The organism is Actinoplanes sp. HUAS TT8, from assembly GCF_051380535.1.
GTDB lineage: Bacteria > Actinomycetota > Actinomycetes > Mycobacteriales > Micromonosporaceae > Actinoplanes.
Genome location: NZ_CP195646.1, coordinates 8,739,046 through 8,756,499, shown reverse-complemented (window position 1 = coordinate 8,756,499; position 17,454 = coordinate 8,739,046). Strand labels below are relative to the sequence as shown.

Below are 17,454 nucleotides of genomic sequence, written 5' to 3'. Positions count from 1 at the left end.
GTGGATCAGGCGAGCGTGAGAGTGAGCACCGCGCTGTACTCACCGGCCGCACTGGACTCGGGTACCCCGAGGTTCAGTGCCGCGCCGCAGGTGGAGCTGCCGAGGCTGCTTCCGGTCTCGGCCTTGCAGAGGGTGTGGCTGGCGCCCAGGCCGGTGCCCGGGGCGACCGGTCCGCCCGGGATGACCGCGTTGGCCGCGCCCTTGGCGCTGACCAGGCCGGTGTTCGTGACCGCGGCGCTCGGCGTCCAGCCGAGGTTGGCCGCCGGGATGGTCGCCCCGCCGGTCGCCGTGAAGTCGGTGACCTGGCCGACGAGGTCCCAACCGGAGTTGGTGCCCCGCAGGTCGCTGACCGTGACCGCGTTCAGGTTGCCGGTCGCGGTCTGGCCCGGGGTGGCCGCCGAGAGCGCCACGGTGGAGCCGGACGAGGTGAGCGTGAGCGCCCCGCCGGTGACCGCCGCGGTGATCTTCTGCGCGGACGAGCCGTTACCGGTGCCCGGGTCGGTCGGGTCGGTGGGATCCGTCGGGTCGGTGGGGTCGGTCGGGTCGGTCGCGGAGGCCGAGGCCGACGCGGTGATCGGGTCGAGCGCCGAGCCGGCCGCGTAGAACCCGGCGAACGCGCTCGCGCCCGAGCTGGTCAGCGTGCTGCCCAGGTTCGTGAACGAGACGGCGCCGTCGGTCACCGTGGGGGCGGTGGTCACCACCGTGGCGATCTCGGCCTGGTCCAGGTGCTGCTCGGTGCTGCCACCGTTGGCCACCAGGTCCACGTCGGCCAGCAGCGAGCCCGTGCCGTCACCGTCGACGACCAGGGTCGGGTTGGCCAGCGTGATCTCGAACATGTGCAGCGGGTACGAGAAGACCACGGTCCCGCCGTAGTTGACCGTCGCGGTGCCGGCCGACGCGTCGTACGTCCCGCCCTTGGCCGGGAAGTCGAAAGTCCCGTCGGCGTTCTTGGTCGCACCGTCCAGATAGGCGATCGGCGGGGTTCCGTTGCCGGTGCCGACGTAGGCCCGGAACGACGCCTTGAAACCCCAGTCCAGGCTGCCGCCGCCGACCTTGACCGGGGCGGCCAGGGCGGGCGAGGTACCGACCAGAGCCGCCGCGGCGCCGATGGTCAGGGCGCCGGCCCAGAGGGCGGCCCGATGCAGGCCGTGAGATGTGCCCATGTTCGTCAAATCCTTCCGAAGTGGGCGATGCTCCGCTGTTGCGGTCTGGGTTAGGGTAGCCTCACCTAAGTCCTTGATCAATCGGGTGGGGCGACAATGCGTATCGGCCTGAGATTCGTGGCCGTGGTGCTGACGTGCGCGGTGGTGGCCGTTTCCGGCACCCCGGCGCAGGCGGCCAAGCGGCTCACGGTGTCCAAGACCAAGGGCCTCGACCGGGCCGGCCAGACGGTTACCGTCACCGGCAGCGGCTATGACGTCAACAAGGGCATCTACGTGGCGTTCTGCCTGGACAACGGGCCGGGCGTGGTGCCCTCGCCGTGCGGGGGCGGCGCCGACATGTCCGGCTCGTCGGGCTCCTCGGCCTGGATCTCCTCGAATCCGCCGTCCTATGGGGAGGGCCTGGCCACGCCGTACGGCAAGGGCGGTTCGTTCTCGGTGCGGATCCGGGTCGGCCAGATGATCGGGGACGTCGACTGCGCGGTTCGCGGGTGCGCCATCGTGACCCGAAATGATCACACTCGTACCGCTGACCGGTCGCAGGATGTGCGGGTTGCGATCCGATTTGCCCCGGCTGCGAATGGCACGCCCGTGACAACGGCCACAACCGGAGCCACGGTGACCGCCGCTCCTCCCGCAACCGGGGCGAAAGGGGCGACCAAGGCGCCGGTCGGGCCGCCGACCGGGCGACTGGCCACCGCCGCGCCACCCGACGCGACCACCGAGGCCGCTGCCGTTGCGGCCGCCGACATCGCACTGACCAGGACGAGCTCGGCCACGCCGATGGGGCACTGGTGGGCGATCGGGGGAGCGTTCCTGGTCGGGCTGCTCGCCGCGTCGGTCGCCGGCCGGATCCGCCGCCGGAAGGGAAAGAACGCGTGAAGCTCCTGGCGACGGTCGCGGCCGTTCTTCTCCTGACCGGATGCACCGCGGTCAGCGAGGTCGGACCAGAAACGGACACGACGACCAACGGGTGTGGAATCGCCACGGCCAAGCTGGCCAACGACGACATCACGCCACTCGACCCTCGACCTACCCCGAAACTGCCGGTCACAGTGGACTCGGCGGACGGTCGGAAGGTCACCGTGAACAGCGCTGACCGGATCCTCGCGGTCAACCTCTACGGGTCACTGGGCGAGATCGTTTTCAGTCTCGGGATGGGCGACCGGGTCATCGGGCGGGACACCTCGACGACGTTCCCGGCCGCGAAGAAGCTGCCGCTCGTCACGCCGCAGGGCCACGATCTCTCGGCCGAGGCGATCCTCAAGCTCAATCCGACGGTACTGCTGGCCGACGACAGCATCGGGCCGCCGACCGTTTTGGATCAGGTTCGGCAGGCCGGCATCCCGGTGGTCATCGTCGACGACGAGCAGACGCTGGCGGCGGTGCCCGCGCACATCCGGGCCGTGGCCGCCGCGCTCGGCGTGCCCGAGGCCGGTGAACGCCTGGTCGGGCGGGTGCAAGGGGAGATCAACACCGCGCGCGAGTCCGCGCCCAAGACCGACAAACCCCTGAAAATCGCTTTCCTGTACGTACGTGGGACCGCCGGCGTCTACCTCATCGGTGGCGCGGGCGCCGGCTCCGACGCGATGATCCAGGCGATCGGGGCGGTCGACGCCGGCAGCGCGATCGGGCTGAAGAAGTTCCGGCCGCTCACCAGCGAAGGCCTGATCAACGCCGCGCCCGACGTGATCCTGGTGATGACCGAGGGGCTCACATCCGTGGGCGGCGTCGACGGCCTGCTCAAACTCGCCGGGGTGGCGCAGACGCCGGCCGGGGCGAACCGGCGGATCGTGGACATGGACGACGGGGTGCTGCTGAACTTCGGCGCACGCACCGGGCCGGCGGTCGCGGCACTGGCCAAGGCGGTCTACGGCCCATGCGGCTAGGCGCCGGATCGGCTCGGGGCGAGCGGCTCGTCCCGTACGGGAAATCGGCCTTGATCTTCGGTCTTGGTCTTGGCCTGGTGATCGTCGCGCTGCTCGCGGCCGGGCGCGGGCAGGTGCCGATCTCGCCGGCCGAGGTCGCCGGATCGCTGCTGCACCGGCTCGGGATCGACGCCGGGCCGCTGCCGTCCGCGGTCCAGGGCGAGAACGCGTTGTGGCTGGTCCGCTTCCCGCGGGTCACCCTGGCGATCGTGGTCGGCGCGTCGCTGGGCTGCGCCGGAGCGCTCATGCAGGGCGTCTTCGGCAACCCGCTGGCCGAACCCGGCGTCGTCGGAGTTTCCGCAGGCGCGGCCGTCGGCGCCGCGGCGGCGATCGTCAGCGGAGTCACGTTCCTCGGCAACTGGAGCACCGCGGCGGCCGCCTTCGGCGGCGGGATCATCACCACCCTGATCGTGTACGGAATGTCGCGCGCGGACGGACGCACCGAGGTCGTCACCCTGGTGCTGACCGGAGTCGCGGTGAACGCCACGGCCGGCGCGCTGCTCGGGCTGCTGATGTTCGTCACCGACGACGACGGTGTCCGCGCCATCGCGTTCTGGCAGCTCGGAAGCCTGGCCCAGGCCACCTGGAGTGCCGTCGCGGTGGCGTTGCCGTGCTGCCTGGCCGGCCTCGCGGTGGCGATGATCTCCGCCCGCAAGCTCGACCTGCTCGCGCTCGGCGAGGGACCGGCGCGGCACCTCGGCGTCGACACCGAACGTCTGCGGATCACCGCGATCGTGGCGACCGCGCTGCTCACGGCGTCGGCGGTGGCGTTCACCGGGATCATCAGCTTCGTCGGGCTGGTCGTGCCGCACCTGATCCGGATGGTCGCCGGCCCCGGGCATCGGGTGCTGATCCCGGCCAGTGCGCTGGGCGGGGCGGTCGTGGTGGTGCTCGGCGACCTGATCGCGCGGACCGCCGTCGACTATCAGGAGTTGCCGCTCGGGGTGCTGACCGCGGTGGTCGGTGGCCCGGCGTTCTTCTGGTTGCTGCGCCGCACGCGGTCGCGGGCGGGAGGCTGGGGATGACCGCTTTTGATCCCGCCGCTCCTCCGTCCGGACCGGCTTGTTCATCGAGCGCGGGCTCGACCGCCGGATTACGAGCGGCCGGGGTGCGCGTCCGCCTTGGCGGTCGCTATGTGGTCGACGGCGTGGACCTCCACGTCGACGCCGGCGAGGTGGTCGCCCTGGTCGGGCCCAACGGCGCCGGTAAGTCCACATTGCTCGCCGCCCTGGCCGGCGACGTCCGGCACGAGGGCCTGGTCGAGATCGCCGGTCGCGCGATCGGTGCATACCGCCCGGTCGAACTGGCCCGCCTGCGGTCGGTGCTCCCGCAGAAAGCAGCGCTGTCCTTCCCGTTCACGGTCGGCGAGGTCGTCCAGATGGGCCGCGCCCCCTGGGCCGGACGCCCTGAGCGGGCCGACGACTCCCAGGCCATGGCTGAGGCGATGCGGCAGACCGAGACGACTGATTTTGCCCACCGCCCGTTTCCGGCTCTCTCCGGTGGTGAACAGGCGCGGGTCGCGCTGGCCCGGGTCCTCGCCCAGCGAACGCCTCTCCTGCTGCTGGACGAGCCGACCGCCGCCCTCGACCTGCGTCATCAGGAACTCGTGCTGCGGACCGCTCGGGAACGCGCGCTGGGCGGCGCCGCCGTCGTGGTGGTTCTGCACGATCTGGGGCTGGCCGCCGCGTACGCGAATCGGGTCTATGTCCTGGCCGCAGGCCGTGTCCGCGGTGTCGGCCCACCCGCCGAGATCTTCACCGCCGCGCTTCTCAGCGACGTCTATCAGCACGAGGTCGAGGTCCTGCCCCACCCCACCGGCGGCGCCCCACTGGTCATCCCCCGCCGGACATGACCCGGGCCGGGTTCCGCACCCGGCCCGGGTCATCGGTGCCTTATCCGCCGAGCGACGCGGCGGCCGACGCGATCGTGGAGGCGAAGTAGCTGACCTGGGTGTACACGCCGGGCTTGTTGGGGCGGGCGCAACCGTCACCCCAGCTGACGATGCCGACCTGGACCCAGGCGTTGGCGGAGTCGCGGCGGAACATCGGGCCGCCGGAGTCGCCCTGGCAGGTGTCGGTGCCGCCGGAGGTGTAGCCGGCGCAGATCTCGTTGCTGGCGATGATCTCGCCGTTGTACATCGAGGCGGAGTTGCAGGTGGTGTCGCTGACGAACGGGACGGTGGCCTTGAGCAGGTAGCGCTGCTGCCCGCCGCCCTCGGTGGCCGCGCCCCAGCCGGCGATGGTGAACGTGCCCGTGTCGTACGCGGTGGTGGTCGCCGTCGGCAGGGTGGCCAGGCCGGTCACCGGGCTGGCCAGGCGGATCAGCGCCCAGTCCTTGCCGTTGCCGTTGTAGCCGGGCGCCCGGTACACGTAGTTCGACTTGCGGGTGATCTTGCTGGTGGAGTTCAGGTCGACGACGCCGAGGGTGGCCGTGATCGAGGTGTTGGTGCCGGTGCCGCTGACGCAGTGCGCGGCCGTGAGGACCAGGGTCGGGCTGTAGAGGGCGCCGCCGCAGCCCATCGACAGCCGCACCATGAACGGGAATTCGCCCTGCGTGGCCCGGGTGCCGCCGACCACGTTGGCGTCGGCGTGGGCCGCTCCGGGTGCGGCCAGCACACCCATCGTGGCCGCGGTGATCGCCGCCGCCGCGGTGGCCAGAAGGGTTCGCCATCTGCGCATCTTCGGTTCTCCTCGTCCCAGGGGGTACGCCCGGTGGGGCGTTGAGAAGAGGGTCCCATCGATATCGAGATACGTGGATATCCCAAACCGCTCATACCGTCGGTCCGGCGCCGGGCCGATCGATCGATAGAGATTTCTTATTGACTAAGACTCCTAACGGTCGTAATTTTCATCAACAACAGATGACGGTGAAAACGATGACCGCCCGAGGGGGGCAACCGTGAGCGTCACCAGCGAGGACTTCCTGGAGCAGATCCGTGCCGTCATCGACCGGGTCGGCACCGGGCAGACGGCCGAGAAACGCAAGGCCGCCGACCTGCTGACCGCGACCGTGCGCAACGGGGGCGTGATCCAGGCCTTCGGCTGCGGCCACTCCGAGGCCCTGGCCATGGAGATCGCCGGCCGCGCCGGAGGCCTGGTCCCGGCCAACCGGATCGCGCTGCGCGACGTCGTGCTCTACGGCGGCGACCCCCTCGACGTGCTGGCCGACCCGATGGTCGAGCGCGACCCGGCGATCGCCCACCGGCTGTACGAACTCGCCCCGATCAAGCCGGACGACGCGTTCGTGATCGCCTCCAACTCCGGCATCAACGGCGCCGTCGTCGAGATGGCGCTACTGGTCAAGGAGCGCGGGCACGCGCTGATCGCGATCACGTCGGAGCGGCACTCGGCCGGCGTCGACTCCCGGCACCCGAGCGGACGCAAACTCGGTGAGATCGCCGACGTGGTGCTCGACAACGGTGCCCCCTACGGCGACGCGGCCCTGGCCCTGCCCGGTGGCGGCGCGGTCGGCGCGGTCTCCTCGATCACCGCCGCCCTGCTGGCCCAGCAGGTCATCACCGAGGTGGTCGCCAATCTGATCGCGGCCGGGGTCATACCGCCGGTCTACCTCTCCGACAACGTGCCCGGCGGTAAAGAACGCAACGCGGAATGGGAAGCGCGATACGCCGGGCGGATCCGGCGCATCGCGTAGCGCGCTTCACGCCGTACGGCGGAATCGTTTTTGAATTTTTTGCCGGGCTCTGGAATGCCATCCCGGCCATGGACCGGTGCTTCCCGGCGCGGGGCTTGGCCACCCCGCGGGTCAGCCGGGACGACCGCAGTGTTCCAGCGACCCAGTAACTCCCTTTCCCCATCCCCCTTTTGGGAGGAGTGCATTCATGTTGATCGACAAACGTCGATTCGCGGGAATCGTCGTGGCCGTTCTGGCCGCCTCGGGCATCGTCGCCCTCAGCTCCGGCACGCCCGCTTCCGCCGCCGACTGCGGCTACCTGTTCGACGATTTCCACTACAACACCTCCTCGGACGCGGCACTCACCGCGAACGGCTGGACACCGCGCAGCTACAGCGGCGGTCCGGGCGTGGCCGGGGCGACCTGGTCACCGGCGAACATCACATTCCCGAGCGCCAACGGGGACAAAGTCGCGCAGCTCACCGCGTACACGGACGGCACCGCGGCCGGAACCGGGCACGCCGAGCTCTACTCGACCCAGAAGCGGTACCTGGAAGGCACCTACGCCAGCCGGATCCGCTTCACCGACACACCCACCGGTGGCGCCGACGGCGACCACATCAACGAGACGTTCTTCACGATCAGCCCGCTCAACGGGGATCTCGACCCGACCTACAGCGAACTGGACGTCTCCGAATACCTGCCGAACGGGGGCTGGGGCGAAACCGGGCCGATCAACTATCAGACGACCTGGTACACGTATCAGAACGAGCCCTGGTACGCGGACAACCTGCACTCCTCGCAGCGATCGAGCCTGGACGGCTGGCACGACCTGGTCGCGCAGGTGGCCAACGGGCACGTCGTCTACTGGATCGACGGAGTGCAGGTCGGTGACCACGGCGGAAAGTACTTCCCGCGCCAGACGATGACGATCAACTGGAACCTGTGGTTCATCGACACGGCCGCGCACACCGGCGGGAAGAGCACGTACGTCGAACAGGTCGACTGGGTGCTGTTCGCCAAGAACAAGGTGCTGTCGCCGGCCCAGGCGACCGCGCAGGCCGCCGGATACCGCACCGGCGGAACCGGATTCCTGGACACCGTCGCATCCAGCGGGACGTGCACCAACCCGACCACGCCGCCGTCGTCACCGTCGGCGACACCGTCCACACCGCCGACCTCCCAACCGACCTCCCAGCCGCCGGCGACCGGATGCTCGGACGCGCCGGAATGGGCGTTCGGCAACGTCTACCTGGGTGGGGCGCTGGTGAAGCACGAGAAGAGCAAGTACGGCGACCCCAGTGGGCCGGCGTCCGGGCAGGGCAAACACCTGTGGAAGGCGCGGTACTGGACACAGGGCTCCGAGCCCGGCTGGACCGAACAATGGCAGGACCTGGGACCCTGCTGATCCATCGATGAACGGCGGGGCGCTTCCTTCGGGGGCGCCCCGCTTCGGTATTTCCTTCCGAGAGTGCCGGCTCCGGTGTGCCAGATCGAGACACCTGAGTGTCCGGTTGAACCGGACGCGGCCGGTCGGCGTGGGCTTGAGTGTGAACCCATGCGACGGGGAGGTGGGGATCGTGCGGTTCGACCCGGAGAACGACCTGCGTGCCTTTCAGGCGCACGTGGACGAGCGCACGGACCGAGCGCTCCGCTTCAGCGCCGAACTTGAGGCAGTCGAAGTGACCGAGCGTTCGCCCGGCGGTGAGGTGACCGTCCGGATCAACTCCGCCGGTGGGCTGGCCGACCTTCGCATTCATCCCGAAGCCGACCGGGTATCCCGTGAAGAACTCGCACGTCTGGTCCTCGACACGTCGCGGCGGGCCCAGGTCCGGCTCGCCGAGCGGGTCGGCGAAATGGTGAGCTCGGTCTACGGGACGGAATCGGGGACGGCGGCGCTGATCAGCGAGGCGTACGCGAAACGGTATCCGGCCGGGGGTGGATCCGATGAGCGTTGACATTCCACCCGAGGACGTGCGGCGGCATGCTCGGGACGTTGATGAAGTGGCTCGGATGCTTGACGAGGCACGGGTCGAAGGTGCGCGGATCAGGATGTCGACCAGCGCGTACGGGTATTTGATCGGGCCGCTCTTCACGCATCGGTATCTGAATCCGCATGGGGATGAAGCCGTGGACGCCATGCGTAAAGCGGTTGATGGGATGCAGGCGCTGGCCGATGAACTGCGGGCGATGGCGAACGTGTTCGAAGAGACCGATCGGGACTCGGCGGCGCGGTTGCGGGGGACGCGATGAGCGACGCGTTGGCGATCACACGGGTTCCGTTGGCGGCGGAGGCCGCGGATACGAAGTGGTATGAGGGCGCCGGCATTCTCGAAGCCGCGATGAGCATGGGCGAAGGCTTCGCTCAGGGCAAAATTTTGACCGGATTCGGCAACTTCGGTGTTCTCGGACTGAGTGCGCTCGGCGCCGTTCTGGATCCGTTCCAGGCGGTCTTCGCTGCGGGCGTCGGCTGGCTGATGGAACATCTCGACTGTCTGCGGCAGCCACTGGATTGGTTGGCCGGTGATCCGAAAGAAATCGAAGGGCACGCCGAGACCTGGCGCAACATGCAGGTGCGGGTCCAGAAAACGTTGACGTTCTTCGGAGAACAGGTCACATCGGCGACCGCGCCGTGGGAGGCGGAGGCCGTGACCGCGTATCGCGCGAAAGCGGCCGGTATGGCCAACGGCGTACTCGCGTTGGGCGAGGTGGCCGGCGTCATGGCTGAGGCAACGCTCATCGCGGGCTCGATCGTGGGCGTGATCCGCAATACTGTGCGCGACCTGATCTCGGAGGTCGTGGGTGCAGCGATCTCGAAAGCGTTGCAGGCGCTCCTGGTCGTGACGATTCCCAAGGTCCTGGCCGAGGTGGCGCTTCTGGTCGCCAAATACACCGGGAAGATCGTCCGGGTCCTGCAACGACTCACCGACACCATCGCCGAACTCGGTGCCAAGTTCTCGCCCGTCGTGACCATTTGCAGCAACGTCAAGGGACTTCTTGAGGAAGCCACCTTCGGGTCGGTGTTCCTCAATTCTGCGAAGCTCGCCGAAGCGGATGGTTATCTCGCTGACAGCGCGGGTTCATGGGGCGCCTACAAGGCGGCGTACCGAACCTTCGACCAGGTCGATGACGTCGTCTACGGTACGAAGGCGAAGGTCGCCGTCGATGCCTTGCGTGAAGGTCTCAGAGGCAACAGCATCCAGAACGGCGCCGCCACCGGCGACACCCTCTTGGAAGAATGATCCACTCCGCCGGCATATCCCGGTGAATGCTCTTGGAGGTGTGCGATGACTGATGAGAACCGGGCGGCCTATCGCAGGCGCCGCATGGCTGAGATGCTGGCCGAGGCCGAAGCCGGCGTTGCCCGCTCCCGAGCTGCCAAGAAGCGGGCCGCGGAGACCGGGCCGGCGGTCGAGACCAAGCGCGGTGGGTGGTTCCGCGATGTTCTCGGCGTTCTGATCATTTTGGCTGTCTCGTTCGTTCTGCTGGCCACCTCGATGACCGTCGCGCGGTTCACCGGTGCGGATTTTGCCGATGCCGGCCGGACCGGCGAGGCCACGGTTGTGAGCTGTGAGCGCCGAGGACCCATCAGCCTCAAGGGGTTCGGCTACTACAAGGCGTGCGTCGTGTCGGTCGCGTGGGGTGGCTACCGCGTGAGGATCGACAAGCCGGGCTTCTTCACGGATGAGAAGCCCGGTGACACCTTCACGATCGGCGAGAACCGGGGCAGTCGGGGGAGTGTCGGGTACTCGCGCGCCGAGTTGCCCTCCCGGGGATGGGTGACCTTCATCGCCGCCGTGATCGGCTTCTTCGGGGTGGTGCCGATCCTCCTGCTTCTCGGCATGGTGCGGGACTGGTTCAAGGGTCTGTTCCGGCGGCGGGAGTAGTTCTGTCGTACCCCTCTGCTTCGATGTCGGCATGGGTGCTTCTGGATGGAGTTATTACGTCGCGTACCAGCCTGACCTGGGCCGGGCGCTCGATGAGTTGCGGGCGAAGGTCTTCGACGAGGGCGACTACTGGTGGGCCGAGCCGTATGAGTTGGGCAAGTCTGCCGCCGACTTTCCGAACCGGCCTCGGACCGAGGAGGAGCTGTGGTCGTCGGAGAGTGTGCAGGAGAGCGGGACCCATTCGATTCTTGACGTGCACGAGGTGGTGCCGACGAGGGCGAAGGCGTCGCTGGGCACCGTCGTCCCGGTCCGGGAGGATGAGGTGTTGGCCACCGCGGGGGTGACCAGGCTGACCAGGGCGCACGTCGAGGCGATCGAGGGTCTGGCCGAGGAGCGCTGGCTGGGCCGGTGCGCGGTGCTGCACGACGATGCCGGTAATCCGTCCGAGATCTACTTCTGGGGGTTTTCGGGCGACTGAGTGGATCTTTCGGGTGGCGGCGTGCGACACACCATGTGGCGTTGCGTGGCGCGAGCCGCACCCATATATAGTGTCCATCGCAGCTGGTTCGGTGTGCTCCGAAAGGGGTGGGCCGAGGTAAGAGGGAATCCGGTGTGATACCGGAACTGCCCCGCAGCGGTGAGTGGGAACGACCGCCGTCACACGGCACTGGGCCGCAAGGTCTGGGAAGCGACGGTCAGTAGGACCGGCCTGAAGAAGGGGCCACGCCCACGAGTCCGAAGACCTGCCAGCGCGCCGCATGCGACCGTGTGCGGCGGTCGAAGGCCGCGCGGGACGGCCGACGCCTCGCTTCTCCGTGCGCTTTTGCGCGTCCGGGGCAAGCATGGTGTCTTCCTGCGCGGGTTGCGGCCGTGTTGACTCGCGAGGGAAGAGGGCCATGACGCTCACGCCGGAGAAGAGCCTGGAGGCTGCGGCCGTTCCGGGGCAGCGCCGCCATGTCATGCAGGTGCGTAAGCGCAACGGCGAGCTGGAGCCCGTCGACGTCAACAAGATCGTTGCCGCGGTCGAGCGGTGGATCACCGGTCTGGACGAGGTCGACCCGCTGCGGGTGGCGACCAAGACGATCAGTGGGCTGTATGACGGCGCCACCACCGAGGAGCTGGACAAGCTCTCGATCCAGACGGCGGCCGAGCTGATCGGCGAGGAGCCGCAGTATTCGCGGCTGGCCGCGCGCCTGCTCGTCGATGTGGTCGAGCAGGAGGTGGGCGAGCAGGGCGTCACCACGTTCAGCGAGTCGATCGCGCTCGGTCACGTCGAGGGCCTGATCAGCGACGCTACGCTGGCTTTTGTCACAAAAAATCGGGACAAGCTGGATGCGGCGATCAACCGCGACGCCGACCTGCGGTTCGAGTATTTCGGGCTGCGCACCGTGGCCGACCGCTACCTGCTCCGCCACCCCACCAAGCGGGTCCCGATCGAGACCCCGCAGTACTGGCTGCTCCGGGTCGCCTGCGGCCTCTCGGAGAACGCCGACGAGGCCATCGGCTTCTACCGGCTGATGTCGTCGCTGGCCTATCTGCCCAGCTCGCCGACGCTGTTCAACTCCGGCACCCGGCACACCCAGATGTCGAGCTGCTTCCTGGTCGACTCGCCCAAGGACGAGCTGGACTCGATCTACGAGCGGTACCACCAGGTCGCGAAGCTGTCGAAGTTCTCCGGCGGTATCGGTATCGCCTGGTCGCGGGTCCGCGGCCGGGGCGCGCTGATCCGCGGCACGAACGGCAAGTCGAACGGCATCGTCCCGTTCCTGAAGACCCTCGACGCGGGTGTCGCCGCGGTCAACCAGGGTGGCCGGCGCAAGGGCGCGGCCTGCGTCTACCTGGAGCCGTGGCACCCGGACATCGAGGAGTTCCTGGAGCTGCGCGACAACACCGGCGAGGAGTCGCGGCGCACCCACAACCTGAACCTGGCCAACTGGATCCCGGACGAGTTCATGCGCCGGGTCGAGGCCGACGAGGAGTGGTCGCTGGTCGACCCGTCGGACGCGCCCGAGCTGCCGGATCTTTTCGGCGACGAGTGGACCGAGGCGTACCGGGCGGCCGAGAAGAAGGCCATCAAGAAGGTCAAGGCCCGCGATCTGTACGGGCGGATGATGCGAACCCTGGCGCAGACCGGCAACGGCTGGATGACGTTCAAGGACCGCTCGAACGCGCTGTCGAACCAGACCGGCGCCCCGGGTAACACCATCCACCTGTCGAACCTGTGCACCGAGATCCTCGAGGTGAACAGCGACGCCGAGACCGCGGTCTGCAACCTGGGTTCGATCAACCTGGGCGCGCACACCACGGCCGAGGGTGTGGACTGGGAGCGGCTGCGCGAGACGGTGCGGACCGCTGTGGTGTTCCTGGACCGGGTCATCGACATCAACTACTACCCGTCGGACCAGGCCGCGGTCTCCAACCCGCGGTGGCGGCCGGTCGGGCTCGGGCTGATGGGTCTGCAGGACGCGTTCTTCACGCTGCGCCTGCCGTTCGACTCCGAGCAGGCCAAGGAGCTGTCGACGCGGGTGCAGGAGGAGATCTTCCTGACCGCGCTGGAGGCGTCCACGGTTCTGGCCGAGAAGTTCGGACCGCATCCGGCGTACGCGGAGACCCGCGCGGCCAAGGGTCAGCTGCACCCCGACCTGTGGGGCGCCACCGTGTCGCAGACCGCGCGCTGGGACGCGCTGCGCGCGAAGGTCGTGGCCCACGGGCTGCGGAACTCGCTGCTGATCGCGATCGCGCCGACGGCGACCATCGCGTCGATCGCCGGCTGCTACGAGTGCATCGAGCCGCAGGTGTCCAACCTGTTCAAGCGCGAGACCATGTCCGGCGAGTTCCTGCAGATCAACACGTATCTGGTCCGGGAGCTGAAGGCCCGCGGGCTGTGGACCGCCCCGATCCGGGAGGCGATCAAGCGCGCTGAGGGTTCGGTGCAGGGCATCGCCGAGCTTCCTTCGGACATTCGCGAGATTTTCCGTACGGCGTGGGAGCTCCCGCAGCGTGCCCTGGTCGACCTGGCCGCGGCCCGCGCGCCGTACATCGACCAGTCGCAGTCGCTGAACCTGTTCATGGCCGCGCCGACGATCGGCAAGCTCTCGTCGATGTACCTCTACGCCTGGAAGTCCGGGCTGAAGACCTCGTACTACCTGCGCTCGCGTCCGGCGACGCGCATCCAGCAGGCCACCACGGCCGTCGCGCCGGCCGCCGCCGCACCGGTCACTCCGGCCGTTGTCACGGCGGTCGTGCCGGCTCAGACGACCACCCTGGTCGCCAACCCGTCCGGTCCCGGCCAGGTCGCCACGCTCAGCCTGAACCTGCTCGGCGACACCGATGGTGTGCTCGCGGCGTCCCTTGAGAACCCCGATATCTGTGAGGCTTGCCAGTAATGCTGCTCGACCCTGGAATGGACCTGACCCTGCGGCCGATGAAGTACCCGCACTTCTTCGACCGCTACAAGGACGCCATCAAGAACACCTGGACCGTCGAAGAGGTCGATCTGCACTCCGACCTGGCCGACCTGGCCCGGCTCTCGGACGCCGAGAAGCACCTGGTCTCGCGTCTGGTGGCGTTCTTCGCGACCGGTGACACGATCGTGGCGAACAACCTGGTGCTCAACCTGTACCAGCACGTGAACTCGCCGGAGGGCCGGCTCTACCTGTCGCGGCAGCTGTTCGAGGAGGCCGTGCACGTTCAGTTCTATCTGAACCTGCTCGACACCTACGTGCCGGACGAGGCCGAGCGGTTCGAGGCGTTCGCGGCGATCGAGAACATTCCGTCGATCGCGCGTAAGGCCGAGTTCTGTTTCAAGTGGATCGACTCGGTCTTCAATCTGCGCAAGTTGGAGACGAAGGCGGATCGGCGAGCATTCCTGCTCAACGTGATCTGCTTCGCCGCCTGCATCGAGGGCCTGTTCTTCTACGGCGCTTTCGCGTACGTGTATTTCCTGCGCTCGCGCGGCGTCCTGCAGGGTCTGGCGTCGGGGACGAACTGGGTGTTCCGCGACGAGAGCATGCACATGGCGTTCGCGTTCGACGTCGTCGACACCGTGCGTCAGGAAGAGCCGGACCTGTTCGACGCCGAGATGGAGCAGCAGGTCCGCGACATGCTGGCCGAGGCCGTCGAGTGTGAGGTCCAGTTCGCCGAGGACCTGCTGGCGCAGGGTGTTTCCGGGATGTCGCTCGGGGACATGCGCGAATACCTGCAGCACGTCGCCGACCGGCGCCTGCAGGTTCTGGGGATTGCTCCGATGTACGGCAGCAAGAACCCGTTCGCGTTCATGGAACTGCAGGACGTGCAGGAGTTGTCGAACTTCTTCGAGCGCCGTGTCTCGGCCTACCAGGTCGGCGTCACCGGCAGCGTCAGCTTCGACGACGACTTCTAAGAACTGAAAGGCCCGGAACCGGTCAACCGGTTCCGGGCCTTTTTGCTTTGACCGTGCCCACCCGACCACGTCGCCCTTTCGGGCTGAGTGTTTTGGGCGCGCCAGCGCCCTGCTCAGGTCGGAAGGGTCCCCGCGGGAGCGACGATCTGGACCACGGCGGACCTAGGAAATAAAGATTTAGATCCTTCGGCGACGCCGGGTCAGGGAGAAGCCGAACAGGCCGGCCAGCGCGGCCAGGATGCCGCCGCCGGCGGTCCAGAACCAGCGGCCGGAGAAGTCCGGCAGCCAGTCGGCGCTGAAGGTGCTGTCGTCGGCCTCGGCCGAGGGCGTCACCGCGGGCGCCGGGCCGGTGAGGACCGTGCCCGGCTGGTTGTTCGGGACCAGCGGCTTGGCGAGTTCGCCCTGGTCAGCGTCGAGGTCGCCCTTCGGGGTGGCCAGCGCGAGGCTGATCTTGAGGGGCAGGCCGAGGTCCTTCTCCGGCACCTTCGTGCTGGACAGGCGCACGTAGTAGGTGCCCGGCAGCGGGTCGCCGTCCTGCGGCTCGGCCCACGAGCGGACCTGGCGCAGCCGGCAGCCGAGGGTGACCTGGCCGGCGTCCTTGGCGGCGATCGGGCTCTGCTCGCCGGCCACGCACGCCTGTCGCCGGCGCAGCCCGTCGAAGACCTCGACGATCCACGACTCGTCGCCGGTGCGGCCCTTGTCCGGCAGGGTGACCGTGGCGGTGAGGTCCGGTCGCTGCCCGGCCTCGGCGTTGAACTGCCAGTACAGGTAGTCGCCGGTGACCGCACCGACCTGGACCGGCTGGTTCGCGGTGATCGGCACCGCGGTCAGGAACGAGGTGCCGGCGACGTTGACCGCGGGAGCCGGGGACGGGTCGTCGGCGAATGCCGGCGCCGGGACGGCCGCGATGCCGAAGAGCACGGCTCCGGCGACGGCGAGCTGCTTGATCCGCATCAGTTCTCCCTCCAGGTGGCGACCCAGTAACGGGTGATCCAGCCCGCGAGCACGCCGGCGACCAGCCCGGCGATCGCCAGGACCAGCAGGAACAGGAAGCCGCGGCCCAGGCCGGGAGCGTCCGGGGCGTGCGAGGCGTCGATCAGATCGATGCTCAGCTCGACCGGCATGCCGGTCTGGGTGACCACACTGGACGCGAACGAGTTGCTGACGATCAGGCAGACCTCGGTCTGAGTGGTCTCCTCGACCTCGTCGGCGTCCGCGGCCTCGGCCGAGGCCTTGGCGTCGGCCTTCTGCTCATCGGCCGACCAGCGAAGACCGGCCGACAGTACGTCGGTCCGGCCGCTGCCCGCGTCGAGACCGCGGACCAGCTCACGGCCGTCCTTGGTGGCGGCCTTCAGCAGGACGCCGTAGTCGGGCTGCACCGCGCGGTCGAGCGCGATGCTCACCGACGCGCGCAGCTCCTGGTCGGGCTGGACGGCGACCCGGTAGTAGCGGTGCTCGCTGATCTTCTCCCGGTCGGTGTAGACGCCCGGGGCCAGCAGCGGCGCGTTCGCGCAGTCGGCGGTGCCGGTGACGGTGGCCGGCTGCACCGGCGGCGGAACCGCGGCCCGGTCGACCAGCTGCTGAACCCGGTCGGTCAGCTCCTCCTCGCTGTTCGCGGCGGCGAACGTGCCGCCGGTCGCGGTGGAGATGCAGACCAGCTGCTTGCGGGTCTTCTCGTCCGGGGTCAGGCCCAGCGTGTCGACCACCAGGTGGGTGCCCTGCGCGGCCAGGTCCCGGGCGACCTCGCACGGGTCGGGCGGGGTGCAGGTGTCCTCGCCGTCGGTGATCAGGACGATCCGCCGGGTGGCGCTGGTGTCGCCGAGGTCGGCCGCAGCCTCCTTCAGCGCCAGGCCGATCGGTGTGTAACCGGTCGGCTTGAGCGTGGCGATCGCGTTCTTGGCCGCCACCTGGTTGACCGGGCCGATCGGAAGGATCTGCTGGGTGTCCTGGCAGGCGGTCTTCTTGTTCTCACCGGAGTAGGTGGCGCCGAGGACGCGGATGCCGAGCTGGGTGGTCTCCGGCAGCGCGTCGACCACCTTGCCGAACGCCCGCTTGGCCACCGCGATCCGGGTCTCGCCGTCGATGTCGGCGGCGGCCATCGAGCCGCTGACATCGAGGACCAGTTCGACACGGGGTGGTTCGGAGCTCACGGGTTCGCGGGCGAACGCCGGGGCGGCGCCGAGGAGGGTGGCAGCGCCGATCAATCCAGTCGCCACCACTATGGACAGACTTTTGTGGATCACGCGCCAAGATCATAAACATAGGCATACGCCATGATCCCGGGCGGGGCTCCCGGCTCGATCGCCCCTTGTGGGAGCGGTCGTGCCGGGGCGTTACGCGGCTCGGACGGATTTCGCGCCCGGACCGCGTACCCCTTCCGGCGTGAGCGTCGGTGGCACGCTCGGGAACCGGCTGGCCCGGTGGTGGCGTCCTTCCCGCCATCGGGCCAGAGCTTTGGTGGCCTTGCG

The 17,454-nt window shown here is 68.7% G+C and carries 17 protein-coding genes and 1 riboswitch; of the genes, 13 read left to right on the top strand and 4 right to left on the bottom strand.

The features are described from left to right. Window positions 1–5: 5 nt before the first annotated feature. The gene (locus ACSHV8_RS38915) at window positions 6–1,163 is read right to left on the bottom strand and encodes an HtaA domain-containing protein (RefSeq protein WP_436524301.1); all 1,158 of its coding nucleotides are present in this window, start codon (window positions 1,161–1,163) and stop codon (window positions 6–8) included. Window positions 1,164–1,259: 96 nt separating this feature from the next. Here ACSHV8_RS38915 and ACSHV8_RS38910 point away from each other — a divergent pair, with 96 nt between their 5' ends. From ACSHV8_RS38910 to ACSHV8_RS38895, 4 genes are read left to right on the top strand one after another with little or no spacing between them, the layout of a single operon-like run. Then, complete coding sequence (locus ACSHV8_RS38910) at window positions 1,260–2,042, top strand: hypothetical protein (RefSeq protein ID WP_436524299.1); 783 nt, start codon at window positions 1,260–1,262, stop codon at window positions 2,040–2,042. Beyond that, window positions 2,039–3,049 carry a heme/hemin ABC transporter substrate-binding protein gene (locus ACSHV8_RS38905; RefSeq protein WP_436524297.1) on the top strand — a complete coding sequence of 337 codons (1,011 nt, stop codon included), beginning with the start codon at window positions 2,039–2,041 and terminating at the stop codon, window positions 3,047–3,049. Before ACSHV8_RS38910 ends, ACSHV8_RS38905 begins: the two co-directional genes overlap by 4 nt. Beyond that, window positions 3,040–4,113, top strand: coding sequence for a FecCD family ABC transporter permease (locus ACSHV8_RS38900; protein ID WP_436524295.1), 1,074 nt, complete (start codon window positions 3,040–3,042; stop codon window positions 4,111–4,113). Before ACSHV8_RS38905 ends, ACSHV8_RS38900 begins: the two co-directional genes overlap by 10 nt. Beyond that, the gene (locus tag ACSHV8_RS38895) at window positions 4,110–4,940 is read left to right on the top strand and encodes a heme ABC transporter ATP-binding protein (protein WP_436524293.1); all 831 of its coding nucleotides are present in this window, start codon (window positions 4,110–4,112) and stop codon (window positions 4,938–4,940) included. Before ACSHV8_RS38900 ends, ACSHV8_RS38895 begins: the two co-directional genes overlap by 4 nt. A gap of 40 nt (window positions 4,941–4,980) precedes the next feature. On the opposite strand, the gene ACSHV8_RS38890 is transcribed toward ACSHV8_RS38895, so the two are convergent. Continuing rightward, entirely contained in the window at window positions 4,981–5,766 is a 786-nt protein-coding gene (locus ACSHV8_RS38890; RefSeq protein ID WP_436524291.1) for a serine protease, read from the bottom strand. A 220-nt stretch (window positions 5,767–5,986) separates the two neighbouring features. On the opposite strand from ACSHV8_RS38890, the gene ACSHV8_RS38885 reads away from it, so the two are divergent. From ACSHV8_RS38885 to ACSHV8_RS38845, 9 genes are all read left to right on the top strand, one after another. Then, window positions 5,987–6,739: a sugar isomerase domain-containing protein gene (locus ACSHV8_RS38885; protein WP_436524289.1), complete on the top strand. Its 753-nt coding sequence runs from the start codon at window positions 5,987–5,989 to the stop codon at window positions 6,737–6,739. Between the two features lie 187 nt (window positions 6,740–6,926). Continuing rightward, complete coding sequence (locus ACSHV8_RS38880) at window positions 6,927–8,126, top strand: glycoside hydrolase family 16 protein (RefSeq protein ID WP_436524287.1); 1,200 nt, start codon at window positions 6,927–6,929, stop codon at window positions 8,124–8,126. A 172-nt stretch (window positions 8,127–8,298) separates the two neighbouring features. Further along, window positions 8,299–8,676 (top strand): YbaB/EbfC family nucleoid-associated protein, encoded by a 378-nt coding sequence (locus ACSHV8_RS38875; protein ID WP_436524285.1) that lies wholly within the window; start codon window positions 8,299–8,301, stop codon window positions 8,674–8,676. After that, the gene (locus ACSHV8_RS38870) at window positions 8,666–8,971 is read left to right on the top strand and encodes a type VII secretion target (RefSeq protein ID WP_436524283.1); all 306 of its coding nucleotides are present in this window, start codon (window positions 8,666–8,668) and stop codon (window positions 8,969–8,971) included. Before ACSHV8_RS38875 ends, ACSHV8_RS38870 begins: the two co-directional genes overlap by 11 nt. Beyond that, a complete protein-coding gene (locus tag ACSHV8_RS38865; protein ID WP_436524281.1) occupies window positions 8,968–9,960 on the top strand; it encodes a hypothetical protein in 993 nt (330 codons plus the stop codon). Before ACSHV8_RS38870 ends, ACSHV8_RS38865 begins: the two co-directional genes overlap by 4 nt. A 93-nt stretch (window positions 9,961–10,053) precedes the next feature. After that, complete coding sequence (locus ACSHV8_RS38860; RefSeq protein WP_436524279.1) at window positions 10,054–10,605, top strand: DUF6346 domain-containing protein; 552 nt, start codon at window positions 10,054–10,056, stop codon at window positions 10,603–10,605. A gap of 31 nt (window positions 10,606–10,636) precedes the next feature. After that, a complete protein-coding gene (locus ACSHV8_RS38855) occupies window positions 10,637–11,083 on the top strand; it encodes a hypothetical protein (protein ID WP_436524277.1) in 447 nt (148 codons plus the stop codon). Between the two features lie 64 nt (window positions 11,084–11,147). Next, a riboswitch (cobalamin riboswitch) is annotated at window positions 11,148–11,370 on the top strand. A 131-nt stretch (window positions 11,371–11,501) separates the two neighbouring features. Continuing rightward, on the top strand, window positions 11,502–13,991 hold the full coding sequence (locus tag ACSHV8_RS38850; protein ID WP_436524275.1) for a ribonucleoside-diphosphate reductase subunit alpha: 2,490 nt from the start codon (window positions 11,502–11,504) through the stop codon (window positions 13,989–13,991). After that, on the top strand, window positions 13,991–14,986 hold the full coding sequence (locus tag ACSHV8_RS38845) for a ribonucleotide-diphosphate reductase subunit beta (RefSeq protein WP_436524273.1): 996 nt from the start codon (window positions 13,991–13,993) through the stop codon (window positions 14,984–14,986). Before ACSHV8_RS38850 ends, ACSHV8_RS38845 begins: the two co-directional genes overlap by 1 nt. 177 nt (window positions 14,987–15,163) lie before the next feature. On the opposite strand, the gene ACSHV8_RS38840 is transcribed toward ACSHV8_RS38845, so the two are convergent. Continuing rightward, window positions 15,164–15,940 carry a peptidase gene (locus ACSHV8_RS38840; RefSeq protein WP_436524271.1) on the bottom strand — a complete coding sequence of 259 codons (777 nt, stop codon included), beginning with the start codon at window positions 15,938–15,940 and terminating at the stop codon, window positions 15,164–15,166. Beyond that, window positions 15,940–17,229, bottom strand: coding sequence for a VWA domain-containing protein (locus ACSHV8_RS38835; protein WP_436524269.1), 1,290 nt, complete (start codon window positions 17,227–17,229; stop codon window positions 15,940–15,942). Before ACSHV8_RS38835 ends, ACSHV8_RS38840 begins: the two co-directional genes overlap by 1 nt. Between the last annotated feature and the right edge of the window lie 225 nt (window positions 17,230–17,454).